At 71.8% G+C, this 20,675-nt stretch carries 16 protein-coding genes; 13 read left to right on the forward strand and 3 right to left on the reverse strand.

What is annotated here, in order from left to right:
• Window positions 1-18 precede the first annotated feature (18 nt).
• Complete coding sequence (locus ACH4DZ_RS35380; protein WP_398292212.1) at window positions 19-5,334, forward strand: hypothetical protein; 5,316 nt, start codon at window positions 19-21, stop codon at window positions 5,332-5,334.
• Window positions 5,335-5,400: 66 nt separating this feature from the next.
• Window positions 5,401-5,754 carry a VOC family protein gene (locus tag ACH4DZ_RS35385; protein ID WP_398292214.1) on the forward strand — a complete coding sequence of 118 codons (354 nt, stop codon included), beginning with the start codon at window positions 5,401-5,403 and terminating at the stop codon, window positions 5,752-5,754.
• Window positions 5,755-5,798: 44 nt separating this feature from the next.
• Here ACH4DZ_RS35385 and ACH4DZ_RS35390 read toward each other — a convergent pair whose 3' ends face one another.
• Window positions 5,799-6,680 (reverse strand): SDR family oxidoreductase, encoded by an 882-nt coding sequence (locus ACH4DZ_RS35390; protein WP_398292216.1) that lies wholly within the window; start codon window positions 6,678-6,680, stop codon window positions 5,799-5,801.
• 84 nt (window positions 6,681-6,764) lie between these two features.
• Here ACH4DZ_RS35390 and ACH4DZ_RS35395 point away from each other — a divergent pair, with 84 nt between their 5' ends.
• Window positions 6,765-7,343, forward strand: coding sequence for a TetR/AcrR family transcriptional regulator (locus tag ACH4DZ_RS35395; RefSeq protein WP_398292218.1), 579 nt, complete (start codon window positions 6,765-6,767; stop codon window positions 7,341-7,343).
• Between the two features lie 146 nt (window positions 7,344-7,489).
• On the opposite strand, the gene ACH4DZ_RS35400 is transcribed toward ACH4DZ_RS35395, so the two are convergent.
• A complete protein-coding gene (locus ACH4DZ_RS35400) occupies window positions 7,490-8,026 on the reverse strand; it encodes a TetR/AcrR family transcriptional regulator (protein ID WP_398292307.1) in 537 nt (178 codons plus the stop codon).
• A gap of 381 nt (window positions 8,027-8,407) precedes the next feature.
• Between ACH4DZ_RS35400 and ACH4DZ_RS35405 the strand changes: the two genes are divergently transcribed.
• Together ACH4DZ_RS35405 and ACH4DZ_RS35410 are read left to right on the forward strand one after the other, a co-directional pair.
• Window positions 8,408-10,273: an RICIN domain-containing protein gene (locus ACH4DZ_RS35405; protein WP_398292309.1), complete on the forward strand. Its 1,866-nt coding sequence runs from the start codon at window positions 8,408-8,410 to the stop codon at window positions 10,271-10,273.
• Between the two features lie 129 nt (window positions 10,274-10,402).
• Window positions 10,403-10,744 carry a hypothetical protein gene (locus ACH4DZ_RS35410; protein WP_398292220.1) on the forward strand — a complete coding sequence of 114 codons (342 nt, stop codon included), beginning with the start codon at window positions 10,403-10,405 and terminating at the stop codon, window positions 10,742-10,744.
• A 1-nt stretch (window position 10,745) separates the two neighbouring features.
• Here the strand turns inward: ACH4DZ_RS35410 and ACH4DZ_RS35415 are convergent, their stop codons facing one another.
• Window positions 10,746-11,405 (reverse strand): lysophospholipid acyltransferase family protein, encoded by a 660-nt coding sequence (locus ACH4DZ_RS35415; RefSeq protein WP_398292222.1) that lies wholly within the window; start codon window positions 11,403-11,405, stop codon window positions 10,746-10,748.
• Between the two features lie 276 nt (window positions 11,406-11,681).
• Between ACH4DZ_RS35415 and ACH4DZ_RS35420 the strand changes: the two genes are divergently transcribed.
• The 8 genes from ACH4DZ_RS35420 to ACH4DZ_RS35455 all read left to right on the forward strand — a co-directional run bounded on the left by ACH4DZ_RS35420 (window position 11,682) and on the right by ACH4DZ_RS35455 (window position 20,557).
• Window positions 11,682-12,281 (forward strand): DUF4140 domain-containing protein, encoded by a 600-nt coding sequence (locus tag ACH4DZ_RS35420; RefSeq protein WP_398292224.1) that lies wholly within the window; start codon window positions 11,682-11,684, stop codon window positions 12,279-12,281.
• Window positions 12,254-13,066, forward strand: a complete 813-nt coding sequence (locus ACH4DZ_RS35425) for a DUF4139 domain-containing protein (RefSeq protein ID WP_398292226.1) — start codon at window positions 12,254-12,256, stop codon at window positions 13,064-13,066. Before ACH4DZ_RS35420 ends, ACH4DZ_RS35425 begins: the two co-directional genes overlap by 28 nt.
• A gap of 72 nt (window positions 13,067-13,138) precedes the next feature.
• Window positions 13,139-14,269: a substrate-binding domain-containing protein gene (locus ACH4DZ_RS35430; protein ID WP_398292228.1), complete on the forward strand. Its 1,131-nt coding sequence runs from the start codon at window positions 13,139-13,141 to the stop codon at window positions 14,267-14,269.
• Window positions 14,270-14,411: 142 nt separating this feature from the next.
• A complete protein-coding gene (locus ACH4DZ_RS35435; protein WP_398292230.1) occupies window positions 14,412-15,743 on the forward strand; it encodes an ABC transporter substrate-binding protein in 1,332 nt (443 codons plus the stop codon).
• A 26-nt stretch (window positions 15,744-15,769) separates the two neighbouring features.
• Window positions 15,770-16,756 carry a carbohydrate ABC transporter permease gene (locus ACH4DZ_RS35440; RefSeq protein WP_398292232.1) on the forward strand — a complete coding sequence of 329 codons (987 nt, stop codon included), beginning with the start codon at window positions 15,770-15,772 and terminating at the stop codon, window positions 16,754-16,756.
• Complete coding sequence (locus tag ACH4DZ_RS35445; protein WP_398292234.1) at window positions 16,753-17,616, forward strand: carbohydrate ABC transporter permease; 864 nt, start codon at window positions 16,753-16,755, stop codon at window positions 17,614-17,616. Before ACH4DZ_RS35440 ends, ACH4DZ_RS35445 begins: the two co-directional genes overlap by 4 nt.
• Window positions 17,617-17,678: 62 nt before the next feature.
• Window positions 17,679-18,659 carry a hydroxyacid dehydrogenase gene (locus ACH4DZ_RS35450; protein ID WP_398292311.1) on the forward strand — a complete coding sequence of 327 codons (981 nt, stop codon included), beginning with the start codon at window positions 17,679-17,681 and terminating at the stop codon, window positions 18,657-18,659.
• On the forward strand, window positions 18,656-20,557 hold the full coding sequence (locus ACH4DZ_RS35455) for a DUF2264 domain-containing protein (RefSeq protein ID WP_398292236.1): 1,902 nt from the start codon (window positions 18,656-18,658) through the stop codon (window positions 20,555-20,557). The genes ACH4DZ_RS35450 and ACH4DZ_RS35455 overlap by 4 nt, the downstream gene beginning before the upstream one ends.
• The last annotated feature ends 118 nt before the right edge of the window (window positions 20,558-20,675 follow it).

Consider the following 20,675-nt stretch of genomic DNA (forward strand, 5'->3'; position numbering starts at 1 on the left):
GAGAAGGAGAGAGCAGAAGTGACCGTTACCGTACAGATCTCAGGGCCGGCCGCGAACGCGGTGGTGCGACGCACGGTCGTGGTGACCGCGCAGGTGAACGGGCTCGTCCCGCAGGGCGGTGACCACGACCCGTACGACATCCTCAACTCGGTCATGGTGACCGTCGCCGGGCTGCCCGCGGTCCAGGCGACCGCTTCGGGCGGGGGCTGGACGGCCCAGGTGCCGTTGCCTGCGTCCGTCGCTCCGGGCACGCAGCTCCCGGTCAAGGTGACCGCCAACTACCGTGCGATCGGCTGGTACGTCCCGTACCCCGAGCAGTGGCCCGACGTGTGGTCCGCCACGTCCACCCCGGTCAGCGTCTCCCAGACCGTCCAGGTGCAGGCGGCGTCACCACCGGCCTTCACCTGGTCGGCCCCCGCCGCGGGCAGCACGGTCGACCTGTTCGAGGGAAGCGGGCAGATCACCGCGCACTTCGATGTCACCCGCGCCCAGATCGCGCCGCTCACCATCACCGTCACGCGGGACAACTCGACCCTGCCCGTGGCGTCGGGCGGTGTCGCCTCGTACCGGATACCGGTCAGTCTGCTGCCCATGCCGCTCGGGGCGCGGACCGTGACGATCACCTGCACCGACCCCGACGGCCTGACCGCGACACAGACCCGCGCGTTCACCGGCCGTGACGCCTCGCCGCCGAACCTTCAGGTCTCCCCCGTCACCGTGTTCGGTGACAGCAGGGGCGCCGCCACCGCGCCTCTGCAGGGGACGGCTCCCGACGCGCAGAGCGGCATGACGGGCGGCAGCGCCAAGGTGGAGTGGGCGCTGTCCCCCACCGGCACCAGGACCCTGGCGAAGCCGGGTGCGGGCGGTGACTTCAGGAACTGGACCGCGGACGTACCGCTGACGGGGTTCGGCGCGCACACCGTCCACCTGTGGGCGACCGACAACGCGGGCAACGTGACCGCCAAGGACGTACAGGCCACGGTGATCAGTTCGTACGTGCCCGAGACCCTGGAGCAGCGGCTGGACGAGCGCGAGTATCTCGCCGCGCTGCTGTCCTTCGCGCACGAGCAGGTCAACGTGCCAGGACCGCCCGCCGCGCCGCTGGACACCGCCATCCTGGTGGCGGCGCTCGGGCAGCCGCTCGACCGGCTCAGCCAGCCCCTGTCGGCCGAGGCCGACCTGGGCGGCCACGAGGTCAACCAGCTGCGGATACCCGTCGAGCTCCTGCGGGCCCGCGTCGCGGCCACGAACACGCCCATCACGCCCGGTTCCGCCCTGGAACAGCAGTACCGCGGCACGGCGTACGCGTCCCTGCTCGCCTCCGCCGGGACCTCGTACGCGGAACTGCGGCTGGTCAGGGGCGCCGACGCCACGACCCGCCGGGCGCTCGCCGAGCGGCTCGGCATCCGGCTCAGGACGACGGCACCCGACGAACTCGACCAACTGCTGATCGACGGCCCCGCGCTCACCGAGGCCGGCCTGGAGGCACTGTTCGGCCTGCCCTCGACGACCGCGTCCGATCCACTGCGTGTCCCCGGTGTGCCGCTGCTGCTCGGCTGGCGGCTGTCCGCCCAGTCGCTCGCCTGGGCCGGACAGGACCAGCACCCCGATGCGCCGAGGGCCTTCGAAGTGCTCGCCGATCCCGATGTGATCGCAGCGGGCGACGTCGTCGACGGGCCGGCCGGCGACCCCGTCCGCAAGCTGCTGACCGACCGGGCGCAGGCCCTCTCCGCGTACCGTGCCACGCTGTCCGCGCTCAGGACGGGCAGGACGCCGGCCGCCGCCCTCACCGCGATGCTCACGACCGCGCAGCCCGGCCTCGACCTGGCCGCCCTGGCCGCTCAGGACGCGCGGGGTGCCGACATCGGCGGTGCCCTCTCCGCTCGGGGTCTGACCCGGGACGGCTTCCTGTACCTCAGGCGGCTGAGCGCGCTGGCCGGCGCCGGAACGGTCACCACGGCCGAGTGGGACGACGGTCTGGACGTCCTCACCGGTGCCCACAAGCGTCAACAGCTGTACCCGGCCTGGCGGGCGGCGGAGTCGGGCTTCGTGCTCTCGCCGGACTTCTTCGTCGCCGGCGGTGCCGGGCCCGCGCCCGGCCCGTACCGTGCCGAGGGCGGGGCCCGTGCCGCCTGGCAGTCCGTGCTGCGCGCCAGGATCGCCCAGCGGGAGGCCCTGCGCGAGGCCGACGCGCAGGCCGTGGCCGACGCCGAGCAGACCGCGCTGCCGATCCTGCGCGACGCGCTGCTCGCCGACCTGGCCGCCACGACCACGGCGGTGGGCGAGGTGGGCGAGTCGATGTCGGCACGGTTCCTCGTCGACATGCTCGCCGGCGGGACCCTGCGCACGACCCGTATCGGCCAGGCGGTCGAGAGCGTGCAGTCACTGCTGTCGGCGAAGCGGTCGGGCGAGCTGGCCACGGACCACCCGGCGGCCGGCTGGACGTTCAAGAACGGACCCGAGACGTTCGCCGCCGCCTGGGCCTGGCTGGGTGCACAGGGCACCTGGCAGGCGGCCACCACGGCCTTCCTGTTCCCCGAGCGGCACCTCGACCCGGCCCTGCTCGTACCGAGCACCAGGACGATGACACCAGGCACCCCGACGCTGCCGCTGGACATCCTCTTCTCGCAGGTCAGCGGGCCGGGAGCCACGTTCACCGCCGGCACCGCCGTCAAGCTGGCGGCCGACTACCTCACGGCGAAGCGGATCACGCTCCCCGGCTCGTTCACCTATCTCGATCCACAGCGCAGGGCCGCACATCAGACCGCTCTCGCGAACGTGTCGAGCGGGATCGAGGCCGTGCAGAACACCGGGCACGCCGACAACCGGGAGATCTTCTGGGCCGTGCCGATGCTCCTCGCGCAGCGACTTCAGGCGGCCGGGGACTACCGGGCGGCGCTCGACTGGTACTGGATCGTCCTCCCGTACGACCTGACCTCGCCGACCTCGATCTACAGCCGCATCAACAGCGAGACGCTGTCCGGCCCCGATCTGACGTTCCCGGCCAACTGGACCGCGAACCTCGACCCGTTCGCGCTGGCGGACTCGGCGTCCGCGAAGCGTCCCAAGCCCCACACCCGGTACACCCTGCTGTCGATCATCAGATGTCATCTCGACCACGCCGACGCGGAGTTCACCCGGGAGACCGACGAATCCGTCGCCCATGCCCGTACCCTCTACGTCGCCGCCCGCCGACTGCTCGGCTCCGCCGCCCTGGTGCCGCAGACACCGACGAACCTCGGTGAGCCGGCGCTGCCGATCCCGGAGGTCCGCACCCTGCGCACCAGGGTGGACATGCAGCTGGCCAAGCTCCGCCAGGGCCGCAACATCGCGGGCATGCCGCGCACCCAGGGCCTCGCGGCCGCGACGGTGAACCGGCCGACCCCGTACCGTTTCAAGGTGCTGCTGGAGCGGGCCGGGCAACTCGCCGCCCAGGCCGCGCAGATGGAGGCCGGCTACCTCTCCGCCCTGGAGAAGTACGACGACCGCACTCTGCGTGTCTACGACGCCCTCAAGGCGGTCGATCTCAGCGCGGCGCAGGCCAGGGTCGCGCTGAGCAGGGTCGAGGAGGCCAACGACGCCGTCACCGCCGCCACGGCGCAGCTGACGAAGGCCGAGACCATGTCCGGCTCCTTGGCCGCGGCTCTCGACGCACCCATGAACAAGTACGAGCAGGACCTGCTCGACGACTACGGCGAGATGCGTGACATCAGGGACGCGATCACCGTGGCGGACACGGCCCTCGCCATCGCGCAGGCGGCGTCGTCCGGGGCCAGCCTGATGGACGCGATCTTCAGCGGTGGCGCCCGGCAGGCCCTCGCCATCTCGATGAGTGCGACCGCGGCCGTCAAGGGAGGCTTCCAGCTCCAGCAGAACCATCTGGAGGCGCAGTTGCAGGCCGACCAGCTGCGAGCAGGTATCGAGCAGCGCAAGGACGAGTGGCGGCGGCAACAGGTGGCCGCCCTGCAGGACATGCAGATCGCCGCCGCGCATATCACCGTGGCGAACGACCAGGTCACGATAGCCGAGCGGGAACAGGATGTCGCGACGCTCCAGCACGACCAGGCGACGGCCACCCTGACCTTCCTCAACGGCCAGTTCACCAACGCCGACCTGTACCTCTGGATGAGCGACACCCTGGGCGGGGTGTACCGGTACTTCCTGCAGCAGGCCACCGCGACGGCCCGGCAGGCCCAGGCCCAGCTCGCCTTCGAGCGGGCGGAACCCGCCCGGGTGCTGATCCGCCAGGACTACGGCCAGTCGCCGGCCGAGATGACGTCGAACGCCGGCCCCGACCGGCGGGGCCTCACGGGTGCGGAACAGCTCGCCCAGGACCTGACCCGGCTCGACGAGTACGCCTTCAGCTCCGCGCGCCGGCGCCTGAACCTCTCGCAGACGTTCTCGCTGGCCCGGCTGATGCCGGTGGAGTTCCTGGAGTTCCGCCGTACGGGCACGCTCGCCTTCACCACTCCCACGGCCCTGTTCGACGGCGACTTCCCCGGCCACTACCTCCGGCTGGTCCGTCAGGTGCGCACGAGCCTCGTCGCGCTGGTTCCGCCGGACCGTGGAATCCGCGCCACGCTCCACTCCAACGGCATCTCACGGGTCACCACCGGCCGGGACGGCACGTTCCAGGAGGTCGTGGTGCGCAGTGATCCGGGGGTCGTCGCCCTGACGTCGCCGGTGAACGCCAGCGGGGTGTTCGAGCTCGATGCCCAGTCGGACATGCTGCTGCCGTTCGAGGGCAGCGGTGTGGACACCAGCTGGGAGTTCCGCCTGCCGCCCGCCGCCAACCCGATCGACTACTCCACCATCGTCGACCTGCTGGTCACGGTGGACTACACCGCCGCGTACGACGACACCTACCGCGAGCAGGTGGTCACCCGGCTCAACGCCGACCGGGACCGCGGCGCCGACTGCGTGTTCAGCCTGGCGAGGGACTTCCCCGACCAGTGGTACGACCTTAACAACCCGGCCGCCCCCGCCGCGAGGTCGGTCACGCTCCCGCTGCGCGACGTCGACTTCCCGGGCGGCATCGAAGGGCTCACCGCCGCGGCGGTCGCCGTTCGGCTGTCGAGCGACGCCCCGGTTCCGGACACCGCGATCTCCCTGACCCGCGGCGCGACCGGCGGCACGGCGACGGCGACCAATGGCGTCGCCGGCACCCGCCGGGGCAATGCCGCGGCCTGGAACGGGCTGCTGGGGACCGGCCCGGCGGGCGACTGGCGGCTGGGCTTCGACGCGGGCGCCAGGGCGTTGTTCGAGTCGGGCGCGCTCGACGACATCCTGCTCGTCGTGAGCTGGACGGGAGAGGCCCCCGCCTGGGCGCTCTGAGCGGCCCGCTCCCGCACCGACCGCGTCGACCCGGGTCCTGCGCCGCCGTCCTGTCAGGATGGCGGCATGGAACGTGTGCTTGGAATCGGTGGATATTTCCTGCGGACCGCCGACCCGGCGGCCCTGAGCGCCTGGTACCGCGACTGCCTCGGCCTGGACGCCGACGACAACGGCTTGTGGCGTCAGGAGGCCGGGCCGACGGTGTTCGCGGCGTTCGAGTCGGACACCGACCACTTCGGGTCCCGCACCCAGCAGAGCATGCTCAACTTCCGGGTCCGCGATCTGGACGCGATGCTCGCGCAGTTGCGCGCCAAGGGCGCGGACGTGGCCCAGGAGACACAGGACATGCAGGGCGTCGGCCGGTTCGGCTGGGTGACCGACCCGGCGGGCAACCGGGTCGAACTGTGGCAGCCCGCCTGACGGCGCCCTCCCGGTTACGACGGCGCATCCCTTGCCGGCCCTTGTCAGGGCTGGATGTTCTCCAGGTCCTGGAGGAGGTCCGGGTGCTTGGGTTCCCAGCCGAGTGTCTGCCGGGTACGGGCGCTGGAGGAGGGCTGGTCGGTGGCGAAGATCGGGCCGAGCGGTCCGTACGTCTCCTGCGGCACCGGTTCCACCGGCAGGTCGAGCCGCCGCCCGATGACCGCGGCGATGTCGCGCACCCGGTCGCCCTCGTCGGCCACGGCGTGCCAGGCGGACCCGGCCGTGCCCCGCTCCAGAGCCAGCCGGAAGAGGGTTGCCGCGTCGAGTGCGTGCACCGCCGGCCACCGCTGGGTGCCGTCGCCGGGATAGCCGGACACTCCGGTCCGCCGCGCGGTCTCGGTCAGCAGCCCGGCGAACCCGCCCGCGCCCTGATGGTGCACCGTACGGGGCAGGCGTACGGCCGTGCTGCGGACCCCTCGTGCGGCCAGACCCAGGATCTCCGTGACCGTGCGACCGCGGCCACCCACCGGACCGTCGGTCGGCAGCGGGTCGGCCTCGGTGGAGGCACGGCCCGGCACCCATGGCGTACCGGAGACGGTGACGAGGGGGCGGTCGCTTCCGGCGAGTTCCTCGCCGAGGGTGGTCAGGGCGGTGGTCTCCTCGGCGATCGCCGCGGCGAGGGCTTCGGGACTGCTGAAGTCGTTGCGGAACGCCAGGTGGATCACTCCGTCGGTCCGGGCGACAGCGGTCCGCAGGACGTCGAGGTCGGCGAGACCTCCCCGGAACGGCTCGGCGCCGGCCGCCTCGGCGGCCCGCGCCGACGCGTCGGAGCGGGCGAGGGCGAGGACGGTGTGGCCGTTGCCGAGCAGTTCGGCGACGACTGCGGTACCTATCAGGCCGGTGCCGCCGGTGACGAAAACGCGCATGGAACTCTCCCGCAAGTGATGGGACTCTTGTCCCATCACTGTACAGGGTGATGGGACAAGAGTCCCATCACGTATGATCGGCCCATGGGTCGATGGGAACCGGGCGCACGCGAACGCCTCGTCATGGCGGCTGTCGATCTCTTCATCGAGCAGGGGTACGACGCCACGACGGTCATGCAGATCGCCGAGCGCGCCGGAGTCACCAAGAGCACGTTCTTCCGGCACTTCCCCGACAAGCGCGAGCTGCTGGTCGCCGGGCAGGAGACGCTGAGCCGACTGCTGACCGAGGGCATCGCCGAGGCCCCCGGCACGGCCAGCCCTCTGGAGGCGGTCGCCGCCGGTCTCGAACGGGCCTCGGGCGCGATGGGGCCCATGAACCGCGAGCTGGCCCCACGACTGAAGGCGGCCGTCGCAGCCAGCACCGAACTGCAGGAACGCGACGTCCTCAAGAGCGTCAGCCTCGCGGCCGCGATGGCGGCGGCCCTCACCGCCCGCGGCGTCCCGGGCCCGACAGCGGCCCTCGCGGGCGAGCTGGGCATGCTGGCCTTCAAGCGGGGGTTCGCAGAATGGTCCGAGGGCGACCGTGACGCCGAGGACGAACTGGCGGGACACACCCTGGCCGCGCTCGACGAACTGCGGGCGGCGAGCGCGACGCTGGGCTGAACCGGGCGACCACGACACCGGGGTTCCGTAACCGGAGTTCAACACCCGGGTTCGGCACCGGACTCCGTCACTCGGTGCGCGCCCGCCGCCTCGGCCTCGATCTCGGCAGCCTCGGGACCTCGACCCCAGTTCCGTGCCCTGGACGGTTACGGCGTCAGCTGGGCCAGGACCGCGTCGATGACCAATTCCGTCGAAGCCGCCATGTCGACCGCCGCCGGGTCGAGGAGCCATTGGATCTGCAGGCCGTCCATGACGGCGATGATCGCGTTGGCCGCGATCAGCGCGCGCTCCGCGTCCGCCTCGTCGTCGCCCAGTCGGCACGTCTCGGTGACGGCGTCGGCGACGAAGCCGCGCAGACCGGCGTAGCGGCTGCGGAAGTACTCCTGGGCCGGATGGTCGTCGGTGACGGACTCCGCGGAGAGCACGGCGTAGAGCCGGACGATGCCCTCGCGTTCGGCGTTGCGCCGGGCGGTCTCGACGAGGTGGTGCAGGAATCGCAGTCCTTGCGGACGCTCGGTGCCGAGTTGCTCGATGTCCGTGTCGTCGCGCAGTTCGAGCACGCTGGTCAGCAGCAGTGACTTGGAGCGGAAGTAGTGCAGGACGCCGGCCTGGGTGAGGCCCGCCCGCTCCGCGATCTCCGCAAGAGAGGCGTTGTTGTAGCCGCGCGCCGCGAACGTGTCCATCGCGATGTACAGGATGTCCTGCTGGCGCTGTCGGGCTTCGGGGCTGCGGGGGACGCGGGGCCTGTCACGGGCACCCCGAGTGGCTCGGCCTACCGACTGGTCAGTCACCCGCTCACCATACGCTCCGCCGCCGGGCTCACGAATGATCTCGCCACCGCTCCACACAGGGTGATGCAGACCACTTACTAAGTGTTTAGTAGGTGTGCTTTCATGGCGCCGTCGTACCGCCTCGCCACGCCGGCCCGGCGGCACGCGTGCACTACCCCTTCGAACCCTGGCCGCCCCGCCGCCTCCCTGACATCGCGGCGGGACGGCCCGGGTCCCCCACGCGTCATCGACCGAAGGAGAGCCGCACCCGTGTCACATCTCCGTCTTCGAAGAATCCGTTCATCACGGCCAGGGGTCGCCGCCGCCCTGACCCTGACCCTCGCCGCCGCCGGGCTCGGGCTCACCGGCGGCGGCACCGCACACGCCGCCGACCCGGTCGCCCAGGTCTGGGTGACCACCGGGGACGGGGCCCGCAAGCTCAGCTCCGACGGCACCCTCACCTTCAACGGCTCGGCGCAGGGCACCGACGTGCGCATCGACGCCAACCAGCGGAGCCAGCGCTACAGCGGCGCCGGCGCATCGGTCACCGGGGCGTCCGCGCACCTCATACAAGGGCTCGCCACGGACCGCCGCACCGAGCTGATGCGCTCGCTGTTCTCCACCTCGGGCGACGGAATCGGCCTGTCCTACCTGCGCCAGCCGCTCGCCAGCACCGACTTCGACGCCTCCAACAGCCCGTACTCCTACGAGGACACCCGCGGGCAGTTCTCCATCGACCGGGACAAGGCGGAGATCATCCCCGTCGTCAAGCAGGCCCTCGGCGTCAACCCGTCCATCCGGTTGATGGGCACGCCGTGGTCGCCGCCCGCCTGGATGAAGACGAACAACTCGCTCAACGGTGGCAGTCTTCGGACCGAGAACTACGGCGACTTCGCGGACTACCTGGTCAAGGCGGTCAAGGCGTACGGCCAGGAGGGCATCACCCTCACCGATCTCACCGTGCAGAACGAGCCCGAGAACCCGACGAGTTACCCCTCGATGTCGATGAGCTCGGCACAGCAGGCCGACTTCATCCGCGTCCTGGACCAGCGGCTGACCGCGGCCGGGCTGCCGACGAACCTCCTCGCCTTCGACCACAACTGGGACCACCCCGACTACCCGCTCGACGTGTTCTCCCGTACGAACGGGATCAGCCGGGTCATCGGGGCCGCCTTCCACTGCTACGCCGGCAATCCCACCGCCCAGCAGCAGGTCCACAGCACCGGCAAGCGCGTCTTCTTCACCGAGTGCTCCGGCACCGACAGCGACAACACCGCCAACACCTTCGCCGACAGCCTGCGCTGGCAGGCCGAGAACCTCGTCGTGCAGAACATGCGCAACGGCGGCGAGACCGTGGTGACCTGGAACCTCGCCCTCAACCAGAGCGGCGGCCCGCACCAGGGCCTGTGCGGCACCCGGTGCAACGGCGTGGTGGAGATCGCGAACGGCAACGTCACCCGGGGCGCGGAGTACTACTCGCTCGGCCACATCAGCAAGTTCGTCAAGGTCGGCGCCACCCGGATCGGCTCCACCAGCCCCGGGGGCGGCATCCAGAACGTCGCCTTCCAGAATCCGGACGGCACCCGCGTCGCGTACGTCGTGAACACCGGCGGCACGCAGCGTTTCTCCCTCACCGACAACGGCCGCTCGCTGGCCTACACCCTGCCCGGCGGCGCGGTCGCGACCTTCGTGTGGAACCCGTCCGGCGGCGAACCGACCGGTCCGATCGACACCAGTGCCTGGTACCGGGTGGCGAACACCAACAGCGGGGCCTGCCTGGACGCCACCGACTGGGGCACGGCCAACGGCACGTTGCTCCAGCAGTGGTCGTGCGGTGACGGCGCCAACGAGAAGTGGCAGTTCCGCTCCACCGACAGCGGCTACTACCAGGTCGTCAACCAGCACAACTCCAAGTCCTGGGACGTGGACGGCGGCACCGGCGCGACGGCGGACGGCATCAAGGTGCATCTGTGGGACTACACGGGCGGCACCAACCAGCAGTGGCGTGCCGAGTCGGTGGCGTCCGGGACGTACCGCTTCGTGGCCCGGCACAGCAACAAGTGCCTCGCCGTCGACGGATCGTCCACCGCCAACGGCGCGAAACTCTCCCAGCAGACCTGCTCCGGCTCGGCGGCCCAGTCCTTCCGGCTGACCTCCTGATCCGCCGCACGCCGCACGCCGGGCAAAAACCCGCGCGCTCCCCCAGCTTCTTCGACTGAGTACGCCGACCCGAGTCGGCTGAGTAGGTCGTCCGATGCCTCGCCGAGCGGCGACTGCTGAACTGTCGTCATGACCAAGGACATGCCGCCTGCCCGTCCCCTGCGCTCCGCCACCCGCACCGCGGCCACCACCGGTTCGGCGCTCGCGGTGGTGATCCTCCCCCTGGTGGTGGGGGCCCTCGCCGCACGGGCGATCGGAGGTGACCCGATGGCGTCGGTCAACGCCATGATGACGGGCGGGGGAGAGCGCGCCCGGCTCTCCCGCGGTCAACTGCGCACCTACCGCGTCCGGACGCTCACGACAGCGCGGAACGCATGGGACAGGTCGTCCCGGCTGACCGCTGGAAAGGTGCGCAGAGGCGCTCTCGCCGAGACCGGCGGGTCGCTCAACAAGGTCGGCGCAGTCAGCTAGGTCAGCGAGTAAGAGCCGCCGGTTCGCGCAGTTGTCCGGCCGCGACGCGCCAGGCCGACACGACGGCCTGGTGCGTGGCCGCGTTCGCCGCCTCCATGCCGGCGGGCAGGTGGAGAGGCGCGCCCACGTGGACGTGGAGTCGCGGGCGGCGGGCCGGCGCCGTCACGAAGCCAGCGATGTGCTTGGCACGGCTGCCGGACGCGACTCGGCGCGCTCCGGCCTGACCGATCGGAACGACAGGGGCGCCGGAGGCCAGGGAGAGACGCGCGGGGCCGCTGCGGAAGGATTCGGGCGCGGCTTCGGCGGCGTCCGTCCGGCGCGGAAGCCGCCCCTCCCCGTAGATGAGGACGTGGCGGCCCGCATCGAGCGCTGCCACGGCAGCGTCCAGGGAGTCGGCCGCTCGCGAGGTACGGCGGTGCACGGGGACATGGCCGTCGCGGTCCAGGAGGTACCGCAGGACCGGTACGCGCCACAGTCCGGCGGTGGCGAGGACGACCGGTTCGATGTCCATACGGCGCAGCGCGGCCAGCACGACGGCGGGGTCCGCAGGCGAGGTGTGGTTGGCGACGAGGACGGCCGGCGCCGCAAGGGTGGTGACGTCCGTGGAGGTCGTCAGACGCCCGAAGGCGGGGACGACGGCGGCTGCTACGCGACTGAACACGCGACTCCTGCGTTCGGGCGGCGGATCGATGGTGGCGCCACTCGACGGTGGAGCGACGGAATTCATCATCACCTCGGGACCGCCCGAAGCCCTGAGTCGACGTACTCATCCGGTACGCCGTCACCGTACTCACCCGCGCGCATGCGTACGCGCCGACCTGCCCACCGGCCGTCTCAAGACGCGTCCCTCGTCGGCGTACGCTGTCAGCCCTACGGACACGGCCGCCCGTACGGATACAGCCAGGAACGCAGCCAGGAACACTGCCGGGGGAAGCACTTGCCGGCTGAGGCGACGCAGATCTGGGATTCGGCACTCGACTCGGTCGTGGTCCACGCGCAGGGCGCGGTCTGTCGGCGCGTCGCGCGGGGCAGTGTGCCGCCGGACGGCAGGGTGCGGATCACCGGGCTGCCCCGGGCGTTGGGCCCCGGCTCCCTGGCGGCCCGCGTCGCCGGTACCTCCGGGGTGCGGGTGGTCGAGGCTCGGGTCGAGGTCGACTCCGTACCGAACGACCCTGCCACACCTCATGCGTTGGGGCGCGAGGCGCAGCGGCGGCACGAGGAGTGTGCGGCGGCGCGGGCGCGCCGGGACCGGCAACTGGGCCTCGTCGAGGAGGTCCGGGGACTCCGTCCGATACCGCCCGACCCCGACCCCGAGCGCGACGACCCGCCCCGGCCCACTCCGGTCGACGCGTGGCTGGAACTGTCCGACTTCGTGGACACGCGGCTGGCCGGTCTGCATGCCCGGCTCGACGCGTCGGAGGAAGCACTGCTCCATGCCGAGCACGACCTGAGCGTCGCGGTGGACGCCCTCGCCCGCTCCGCTCCTCCACCGACGCCCCCTCGGCGCATGTGTCGACCACGGTCTCGGCACTGGTGACCCTCGGCCGCACACCAGAAGGACAGGCCGCGGAGCAGGACCCCGAGGTGGAACCGGAGCTGGAGTACGAGGTGCCCGGCGCCGTCTGGATCCCGGCCTACCGGCTGGACCACCGCCAGGGCGACGGCAGCGGCCGGCTGGTGCTGCGCGCTTCGGTGGCCCAGCGGACCGGCGAGGACTGGAACGCCGTACGCCTCTCGCTGGCCACCGCGGACCTGCACCGCCGCACCGATCTGCCCAGGCTCCGTTCGATCCGGATCGGCCGCCGTCAGCCCGCCCCCGCGCCGTCCGGCTGGCGTGAGCCGCCCGCGGGACTGTCCGACCTGTTCACCGGGTACGACGTCGCGGCGCCTCGCACCCCGGCCCCACGCACCGCGTCCGGTGGCACCCGTCCGGTTGCCGCGCGGAAGGTCGCCGTGACGCCGCCCGTGGCCGCCGGGGCCGTCCCGGCGTACGACACCGGAGCACACGCCTCAACCGTTCCCGCGCCACCGCCACCGCCACTTCCGCCGGGATCGGCACCGCGGGGATACGGTCCTCCGAGTCCGGTGCCTGCATCGGCGCCGGCACCGGCGGCCTACTTTCCCGCGCCGCCCATGCCTCAGGCGGCCTACGGCGCCCCGCCTCCCCCGGCTCCCGGCGGCTCCGGCACACCGGTCCCGGAGATCGCCGAGCTCTACCGCAGCGATCCCCGCCTGGCTCACGCCGTTCTGGAGGTCGAACCCCGCCTCACCCGCATCCTCACCGCGACCATCAGCGGCATGACGGCGGCACCCGCCACCTAGAGGTTCCGGCAGGGGCAGGTCGATCGTTATGCTGAACTGAATCGCTCAAACGAACATTCGGGGTGGAGCACTGTGCGAGAGCCGGTCGATCGCAGGCGTCAGCGCATTCTCGCGGCGGTCCAGGCCCGCGGGGCCGCGCGGGTCCGGGACCTCGCCGACGAGTTGCAGGTCTCCGTGGTGACGGTGCGCCGGGACGTGGAGGAGCTGACGCGCGAGGGCAGACTGCGCCGCGGACACGGCGTCGTCCGTTCGACGCTGCCCGCGCAGGAGATCCCCTCGAACGACCTGGCCCACGGCGACCGGGTGGCCGTCGTGGTGCCGGAACGGCACTCGTACCTGACCGAGACGCTGCACGGCGCGCGCACGGCGCTGGAAGAGGCCGGGATGCGCATGGCCCTGCACATCGCCCCCCAGGTGGCCGGTGCCGAACGCCCGCTGGTGGAGCGGGCGTTGGCCGACGGCGCCCGTGGTCTGCTGCTCGCGCCCCGATGGCACACCCTGGCGGCGGAGCGGGCCGACCACGGCTGGCTGGCCGGTCTTGAGGTGCCCACGGTGCTGATGGAGCGCCGGCCGCGGCAGGGCAGCCTGGCGCACACCCTGGACTCGGTGTGCTCGGACCACTGGTACGGCGCGCACCTCGCCGTGGAGCACCTGGTGGGACTCGGCCATCGGCGGATCGTGTTCGCGACCCGGGAGGACAGTCCGACGGCCCGTACGCTGCGAGCCGCCTTCACCGGCATCGCCGGGGCCCATCCGCTGCTTGAGGAGTGGGCCTGGGCGCTGATCTCGAAGCAGGCGGGGCGCGAAGGGCCGTACACCGCGGACGAGACGGCGGATCTGCCGCGGCTGCTGCGCCGGACGCGGGCGACCGCGGTGGTGCTGCACAGCGACGTGGACGCGCTGATGGTCGTGCAGAGGCTGGCGGACGACGGGGTGCGGGTGCCCGAGGACTGCTCGGTCGTGGCGTACGACGACGTGGTGGCCGCGCTGGCCACGTCTCCCCTGACAGCGGTGTCCCCGCCCAAGGCGCAGGTCGGCCGGGCCGCCGCCGAACTGTTGACGCAACGCCTCCGGGAGGGCGGTCGACAGCCCGCGCGTCGCGTCGAGTTGCTGCCGCGGCTGATGGTGCGCGGCTCGACACGGCGGGCCGACGGCACGGACGGCACGGACGGCACGGACGGGGTCGGCACCTCGAACGAGTGAGTGCCGGACGAGTGAGCGTTTGAGCGTTTGTTTTTCTTCTGATCGATCTCTTGACCGTTTGGGTCGAGAGCATCGAGGATTCCCGTGTCCCGAACAGTCGTGTCCGCAGGGACGTGGACACGCAGGAGCCGCGGGAGGCGCCATGCCCGGACGACCCGATCGTCGGTCCGTGCTCGCCGCGATGGCCGCCGTACCGCTGACAGGAGCCGTGGGCGCCTGCAGCGGAGGGAACGGAGCCTCGTCGGCCGGCACGGGCCGCACCACACGCATCACCTTCTGGTCCGCCCTGCGCGGCAGCCAGGAGGTGGTCGACGCCTTCAACCGCACGCACACGAGCGTGCAGGTCGACTTCCAGCAGATCCCCTCCGGCGGGCAGGGCGGCTACGCCAAGCTCAGCAACGCCGCCCGGGCGGGCAACGCGCCCGACGTCGCGACCATCGAGTATCCGCAGGTGCCGGGGTTCGCCATCGACGGGGTCGCCCGGGACATCACCGATCTCGTCAGTGACTCCCTGCGCCGCAAACTGCTGCCGCAGGCGCTCGCCCAGACCACCTTCGAGAAGCGGGTGTTCAGCGTCCCGCTGGACGTCGAACCCATGGTCATGCACTACCGCACCGACCTGTTCGACCGGTACGGCCTCCAAGTGGCGCGCACCTGGGACGAGTTCGCCGAGCAGGCACGCGCCGTGCGCCGCAGGGCGGCCGACCGGCGGCTCGTGCTGTTCCCGACGGACGGGATGACTCAGTTCGCGGCCTACGCCTGGCAGGCCGGCGCCCAGTGGTTCGACACCTCCGAGGGAGCCTGGAACGTCTCCCTGGCCGACGCGCCCTCCCGGCGCGTCGCGGAGTACTGGCAGCGGCTCGTCGACCGGGACGACGTGTTCGTGAACGCCGTCGAGAGCAGGCAGTCCGACGCGCAGATCGGCAACGGGCTGGTCCTCACCCGGCTCAGCGGCGCCTGGGACGCCGGCGCGCAGATGAACGCGCGGCCCGGGCAGAAGGGCCAGTGGCGCATCGCCCCGCTCCCCCAGTGGGACACCGGCAGCCCCTCCGTCGGCACGCACGGCGGGTCGACGTTCGCCATCACCAAGGACAGCCGCAGACCCGAGGCCGCGATGGCGTTCATCGAGTGGCAGGTCTCCCACCCCGACGCCCTGCGCGCCCGCCTCTCCAGCGGCACCAGCAGTCAGTACCCGGCCGCCCCCGGCCTGGTCGCCGTGGGCCGCAAGGCCTTCGACCGGTCGTACTACGGCGGGCAGGACATCTACCGCCTGTACGAACAGGAGGCGGAGAAGATCGGCGAGGGCTGGCTGTGGGGACCGCGGATGAGCGCCACCCAGCGGGTCATGCAGGACTCCTTCGCCCGCGTCGGCGGCGGCCAAGGATCGCTCACCGAGTCCCTGCGCACCGCGCAGGAAGGCACCATGCCCGACCTCAAGGCCCTGGGCCTGTCCACCACCCAGCGCTCCACCTGAGCCGACGAGAAGGCAGGTGACACCGCATGACCACCACCGCTCAGCCCCGGGTGCCGACCGACGCGTCCCGCGCCGGCGACCCGGCCCTCTCCGCCGCGGGCCGGCGCGCCCGCCGGAGCGCCGGACGCCGCCGGTTCGGCGCGGTCGCCGTCCTCATGGGGCCCTTCTTCGTCCTGCTGACGACCGTCTTCCTGATCCCCGTCGGCACGGCCGTCTACCTCAGCTTCTACAGCGACGACCAGCCGGGGCTCGGCTTCGGCCCTGAGAACACCGTCTTCGTCGGACTGCGCAGTTACGCGGCCGTCCTGACCGACCCCACCTTCCTCGGCGGGCTCGGCACGGTCGCGCTCTACTGCCTGATCTACATCCCGCTCATGGTCGTGGGGGCGCTGGCCCTGGCCCTGTTGCTGGACTCCGGGGTGGTCCGGCTGCGCGCCTTCGCGCAACTGGGCCTGTTCCTCCCGCACGCCGTGCCCGGCATCATCGCCGCACTGATCTGGCTGTACCTGTACACCCCGGGCATCAGCCCGATCATCGACCTCTTCGCGCGCGCGGACATCACGATCGACTTCCTCGGCATCCACGCCGTTGTCCCGTCCATCGTGAACATCGCGCTGTGGAGCAACCTCGGCTACAACATGGTGGTCTTCTACGCCGCCCTGCAGGCCGTACCCCGCGAGGTGATCGAGGCCTCCGTGGTCGACGGCGCGGGACCCGTGCGCACGGCGCTCCAGGTCAAGACACCGCTGGTACGCGCCTCGATCGTCATGGTGGCGATCTTCACCCTGATCTGGGCGCTCCAGCTCTTCACCGAGCCGATGCTGCTCAGCCAGTCCTCCCCGATGATCAGCTCCCGCTTCTCGCCGAGCATGTACATCTACGACGCGGCCTTCACCCGCAACAACTACAGCCTGGCGGCGGCCGCCTCGGTGGTCCTCCTGGTGTGCACGATCGCGCTGTCCTACGGCGTCACCCGCTTCACCAGCCGTGCCGACGCCGAGGAGGCCCGATGAGCACCACCGACAGTTCCTTCCAGCGCCCCCGTCTGCTGGGGCGGGCGACGGTCAACGTGGTCGTGGCGGTCTCCGTCCTCTACACCCTGCTGCCCGTCCTGTGGCTGGTGCTGGCCGCCACCAAGGACCGGGACGCCCTGTTCAGCAGCGACCTGCTCTCCGTGAGCGGCTTCTCCCCCGTACGCAATCTCCAGGACCTGTTCGCGATGGACGGCGGGCTGTACGGTCGCTGGTACCTCAACAGCCTGCTGTACGCCGTCCTCGGCGCCGCGGTCGGCGCGCTGCTGAGCGTGGCCTGCGGGTACGCCTTCGACAAGTACCGCTTCCAGCACAAGGAGAAGCTGTTCGGCCTGGTCCTCGCGGCGGTCATGGTGCCGCAGACGGTCCTCGCGCTGCCGCTGTACCTGATGGCGTCCGAGGCCGGTCTGGTCAACACCTTCTGGGCCGTGTTCATCCCGGTGCTGTTCAATCCGTTCGGCGTCTATCTCGGCCGTATCTTCAGCCGGGGATACGTGCCCGACGAGGTGCTGGAGGCCGCGCGGGTGGACGGGGCGGGCGAACTGACCACGTACGTCCGGGTGAGTCTGCGGATGCTCGGCCCGGGGCTGATCACCGTCTTCCTCTTCCAGCTGACCGCGATCTGGAACAACTTCTTCCTGCCCATGGTGATGCTGTCCGACCAGGACCTGTATCCCGTCAGCCTCGGCCTGTACCAGTGGAACAGCTCGGCGTCCGTGTCGCCCGAGTACTACCCCGTGGTGATCATGGGATCGTTGCTCGCCGTGCTGCCCCTCATCCTCGCCTTCGTCCTGCTCCAGCGGTTCTGGCGCAGCGGGCTGACCGCCGGAGCCGTCAAGTGACCTCGCACGCCCCCTCGACGAGTGGCCCCGGCCCCGGTTTCCGGCCCCGTGCCGCCCTGGCCATGTCCCAGGAGGCCGCCGCGGCCGTCCTCGACAGCGCGTCGCTCGACGCCTTCGGCCAGGTCTGCGACCTCGCCCCTCCCCCGGTGCTGGACGACCTGTGGACGCCACGGGCGAGGTCGCTCCTGGCCGACGTCGACCTGCTGGTCACCGGCTGGGGCTGTCCGGTCCTGGACGAGGAGGTGCTGCGTGCGGCCCCGCGGCTGCGCGCCGTGGTGCACACCGCGGGCAGCGTGCGCGGGCATGTCACGGACGCGTGCTGGGAGCGCGGGATCGAGGTGTCCTCCGCCGCCGCGGCCAACGCCCTGCCGGTCGCCGAGTACACCCTCGCCATGGTCCTCCTCGCGGGCAAGCAGGTCCTGGAGCGTGCCCGCGGCTTCGCGGAGTCGCGGAGGAGGGACGACTGGCTGCGCACCCCGGGCACCGTCGGCAACTACCGCAGCACCGTCGGCATCCTCTCCGCGTCGCTGATCGGCCGCCGGGTCGTCGAGCTGCTGCGTCCGCACGACATCGAGGTCCTGCTCCACGACCCGTACGTGAGTGACGCGGACGCCGCCGAACTCGGCGTGCAGCGCGTGGGGTTGGCGGAGCTGTTCGCCCGCTGCAACACCGTCAGCGTGCACACTCCGCTACTGCCCACCACCAGGGGTCTGGTCGGCCGCGCCCTGATCGACTCGATGCCGGCCGGCGCCATGCTCATCAACACCTCCCGGGGAGCCGTCGTCGACCAGGACGCCCTCACCGACGCCGTCCTGGCGGGCCGGATCCGGGCCGTACTGGACGTCACCGACCCCGAGGTGCTGCCCGCGGACCACCCGCTGTGGAACTGCGAGAACGCGCTGATCACCCCGCACCTGGCAGGTTCCCAGGGCAACGAGTGGCGGCGACTGGCCGACCTCGCGCTCGCCGAGACCGCCCGCTGGGCGTCCGGCACCGGCTTCCTCCATCCCGTACGACGCGAAAGGCTGGCGTTCCTGGCATGAGCATCCGCATCCCCTTCGAACTCCCCCCTGAGGACCGTGCGTCGAGCCCGTACACCGGGTACACCCGCGCCCACTGGGAGGCTGTCGCGGACGGTCTGCTGACAGCCGCGTGGCGCTGGAGCACGCCCGGCCGGGCCCTGCTCGACCTGCCGGGACGGCCCTCGCGTTCGGGGGTGCGCTCCGACGGCCTGGAGGGCTTCGCCCGGACGTTCCTCGCGGCCGGATTCCGGGTCGCGGGCGCCGGTGGCGAGGACCCGCACGGCTGGCTGGAGCGCTACGCCGAGGGCCTGGCCTCGGGCACCCGTTCCCCGGGGCGCGACGACACCGAGTCCTGGCCGCTGATCCTCGACCACGACGTCCAGGGCCAGCCCATGGTCGAGTCGGCATCGGTCGCCCTCGGTCTGCGGCTGACGGCGCCCTGGCTCTGGAAGCATCTCGACGCCGGTGTCCAGGACCGGGTCGAGGAGTGGCTGCGCGGATCGCTGCGGCACGTGCCCGCACCGAACAACTGGTACCTCTTCCCGTACACGGTCGCCGGTTTCCTGGAGTCGGTGGGACGCGGCGACACCGAGACGGCCGCCGTACGGCAGCGGGCGCTGGAGCTGATGGAGGGCTGGTACCGGGGTGAGGGCTGGTACGCCGACGGGGACGGGCGCGCCTTCGACCACTACAACGGCTGGGCGCTGCACCTGTACCCGGTGCTCGACGCCCACCTCGGCGGCGACGCGGCGCTCCTCGCCCGGTACGGCGGCCGGCTGCGCGAGCACCTGGACGGCTTCGGGCTGATGTTCGGCGCGGACGGGGCGCCGATGCACTTCGGCCGGTCGCTCGCCTACCGCTTCGCCGCGTCCGCCGCCGTCGGCCTGGGTTCCCTGACCGGCCACACGCCGCTGACGCCCGGTGCCTCGCGCCGCCTGGTCAGCGGAAGCCTGCGCCACTTCCTCGACCGCGGGGCGCTGACCGACGACGGTCTGCTGGGTCTTGGCTGGTACGGCCCGCACGAGCCCACCCTGCAGTCGTACTCCGGCCCGGCCTCGCCCTACTGGGCGTCGAAGGCGTTCGTCTCCCTTCTCGCGCCCGCCGGCCATCCGCTGTGGACCGCGACGGAGGAGCCCGCACCGGTGGAGGAGGCCGACCGGGTGCTGGCCCTGGCCGCGCCAGGACTGCTCGTACAGGCGACGCGCGAGGACGGGATCGTACGGCTGCACAATCACGGCAGTGACCATGTGCGGCCGCATGAGGCGGAGTCGGCCGACGGGGACGACCCGCACTACGGCCGGCAGGCCTACTCGACCCGGACCGGGCCGACCGCGTCCGGGAACATCGCGGACAACCACCTGGCGGTCGAGGTCGGCGGCCGGCGCAGTGTGCGGCGCCGTATCCACCCGCTCGGCGCGGGAGACGGTGACGGCTGGGGCTGGGCGGCTTCGTGGCACCGGCCCGTCTTCGTCGGCGGCCCTCCGATGGTTCCGGGGCTGCGGGTGGAGAGCGTGACGGTGGCGCGGGGCCCGTACGAACTGCGGGTGCATCGCGTGGTGGGCGCGCCTGCCGGGGCGCGTCTCACGCACACCGGGTGGGCGACCGGTCCGCTTGAGCCCCTGGTCTCGGCGCTGCACGGTCTGCACGGCTGGGGTCCCGAGCCGGAGACGGTCCGCGCCCCGCAGGGCACCGCGTATGTGCAGTGGGCGCGGCTGCCGCGACTGGTCGGCGAGGCGGACGGCACCTCCGTCCATGTGTGCCTGGCCGCCCTCACCGGCGAACCGGGACCCGGCCCGCTCGCGGAGGCCGTCACGAGCGTGGTGGCCGACTGCGCCGGTGTCGAGGTGGTGTGGGCGGACGGCGGGGCACGTACCCGGGTGTCGTTCGACCCTGTCCGGGTGACGCACGGGAGGGGTTAGGCCGCCGTGTGCACCGTCCGGTGCTCCCGTGCGCCGGGGTACCTGGCCGGATTCCCTCCGCCCTCGGGGGCATGAGGCCGCACGCTGGGTATTGCTCTCCCCAAGGATGGCTACTGCG

This window comes from Streptomyces sp. NPDC017991, from assembly GCF_044328075.1.
In the GTDB taxonomy this organism is placed as follows: domain Bacteria; phylum Actinomycetota; class Actinomycetes; order Streptomycetales; family Streptomycetaceae; genus Streptomyces.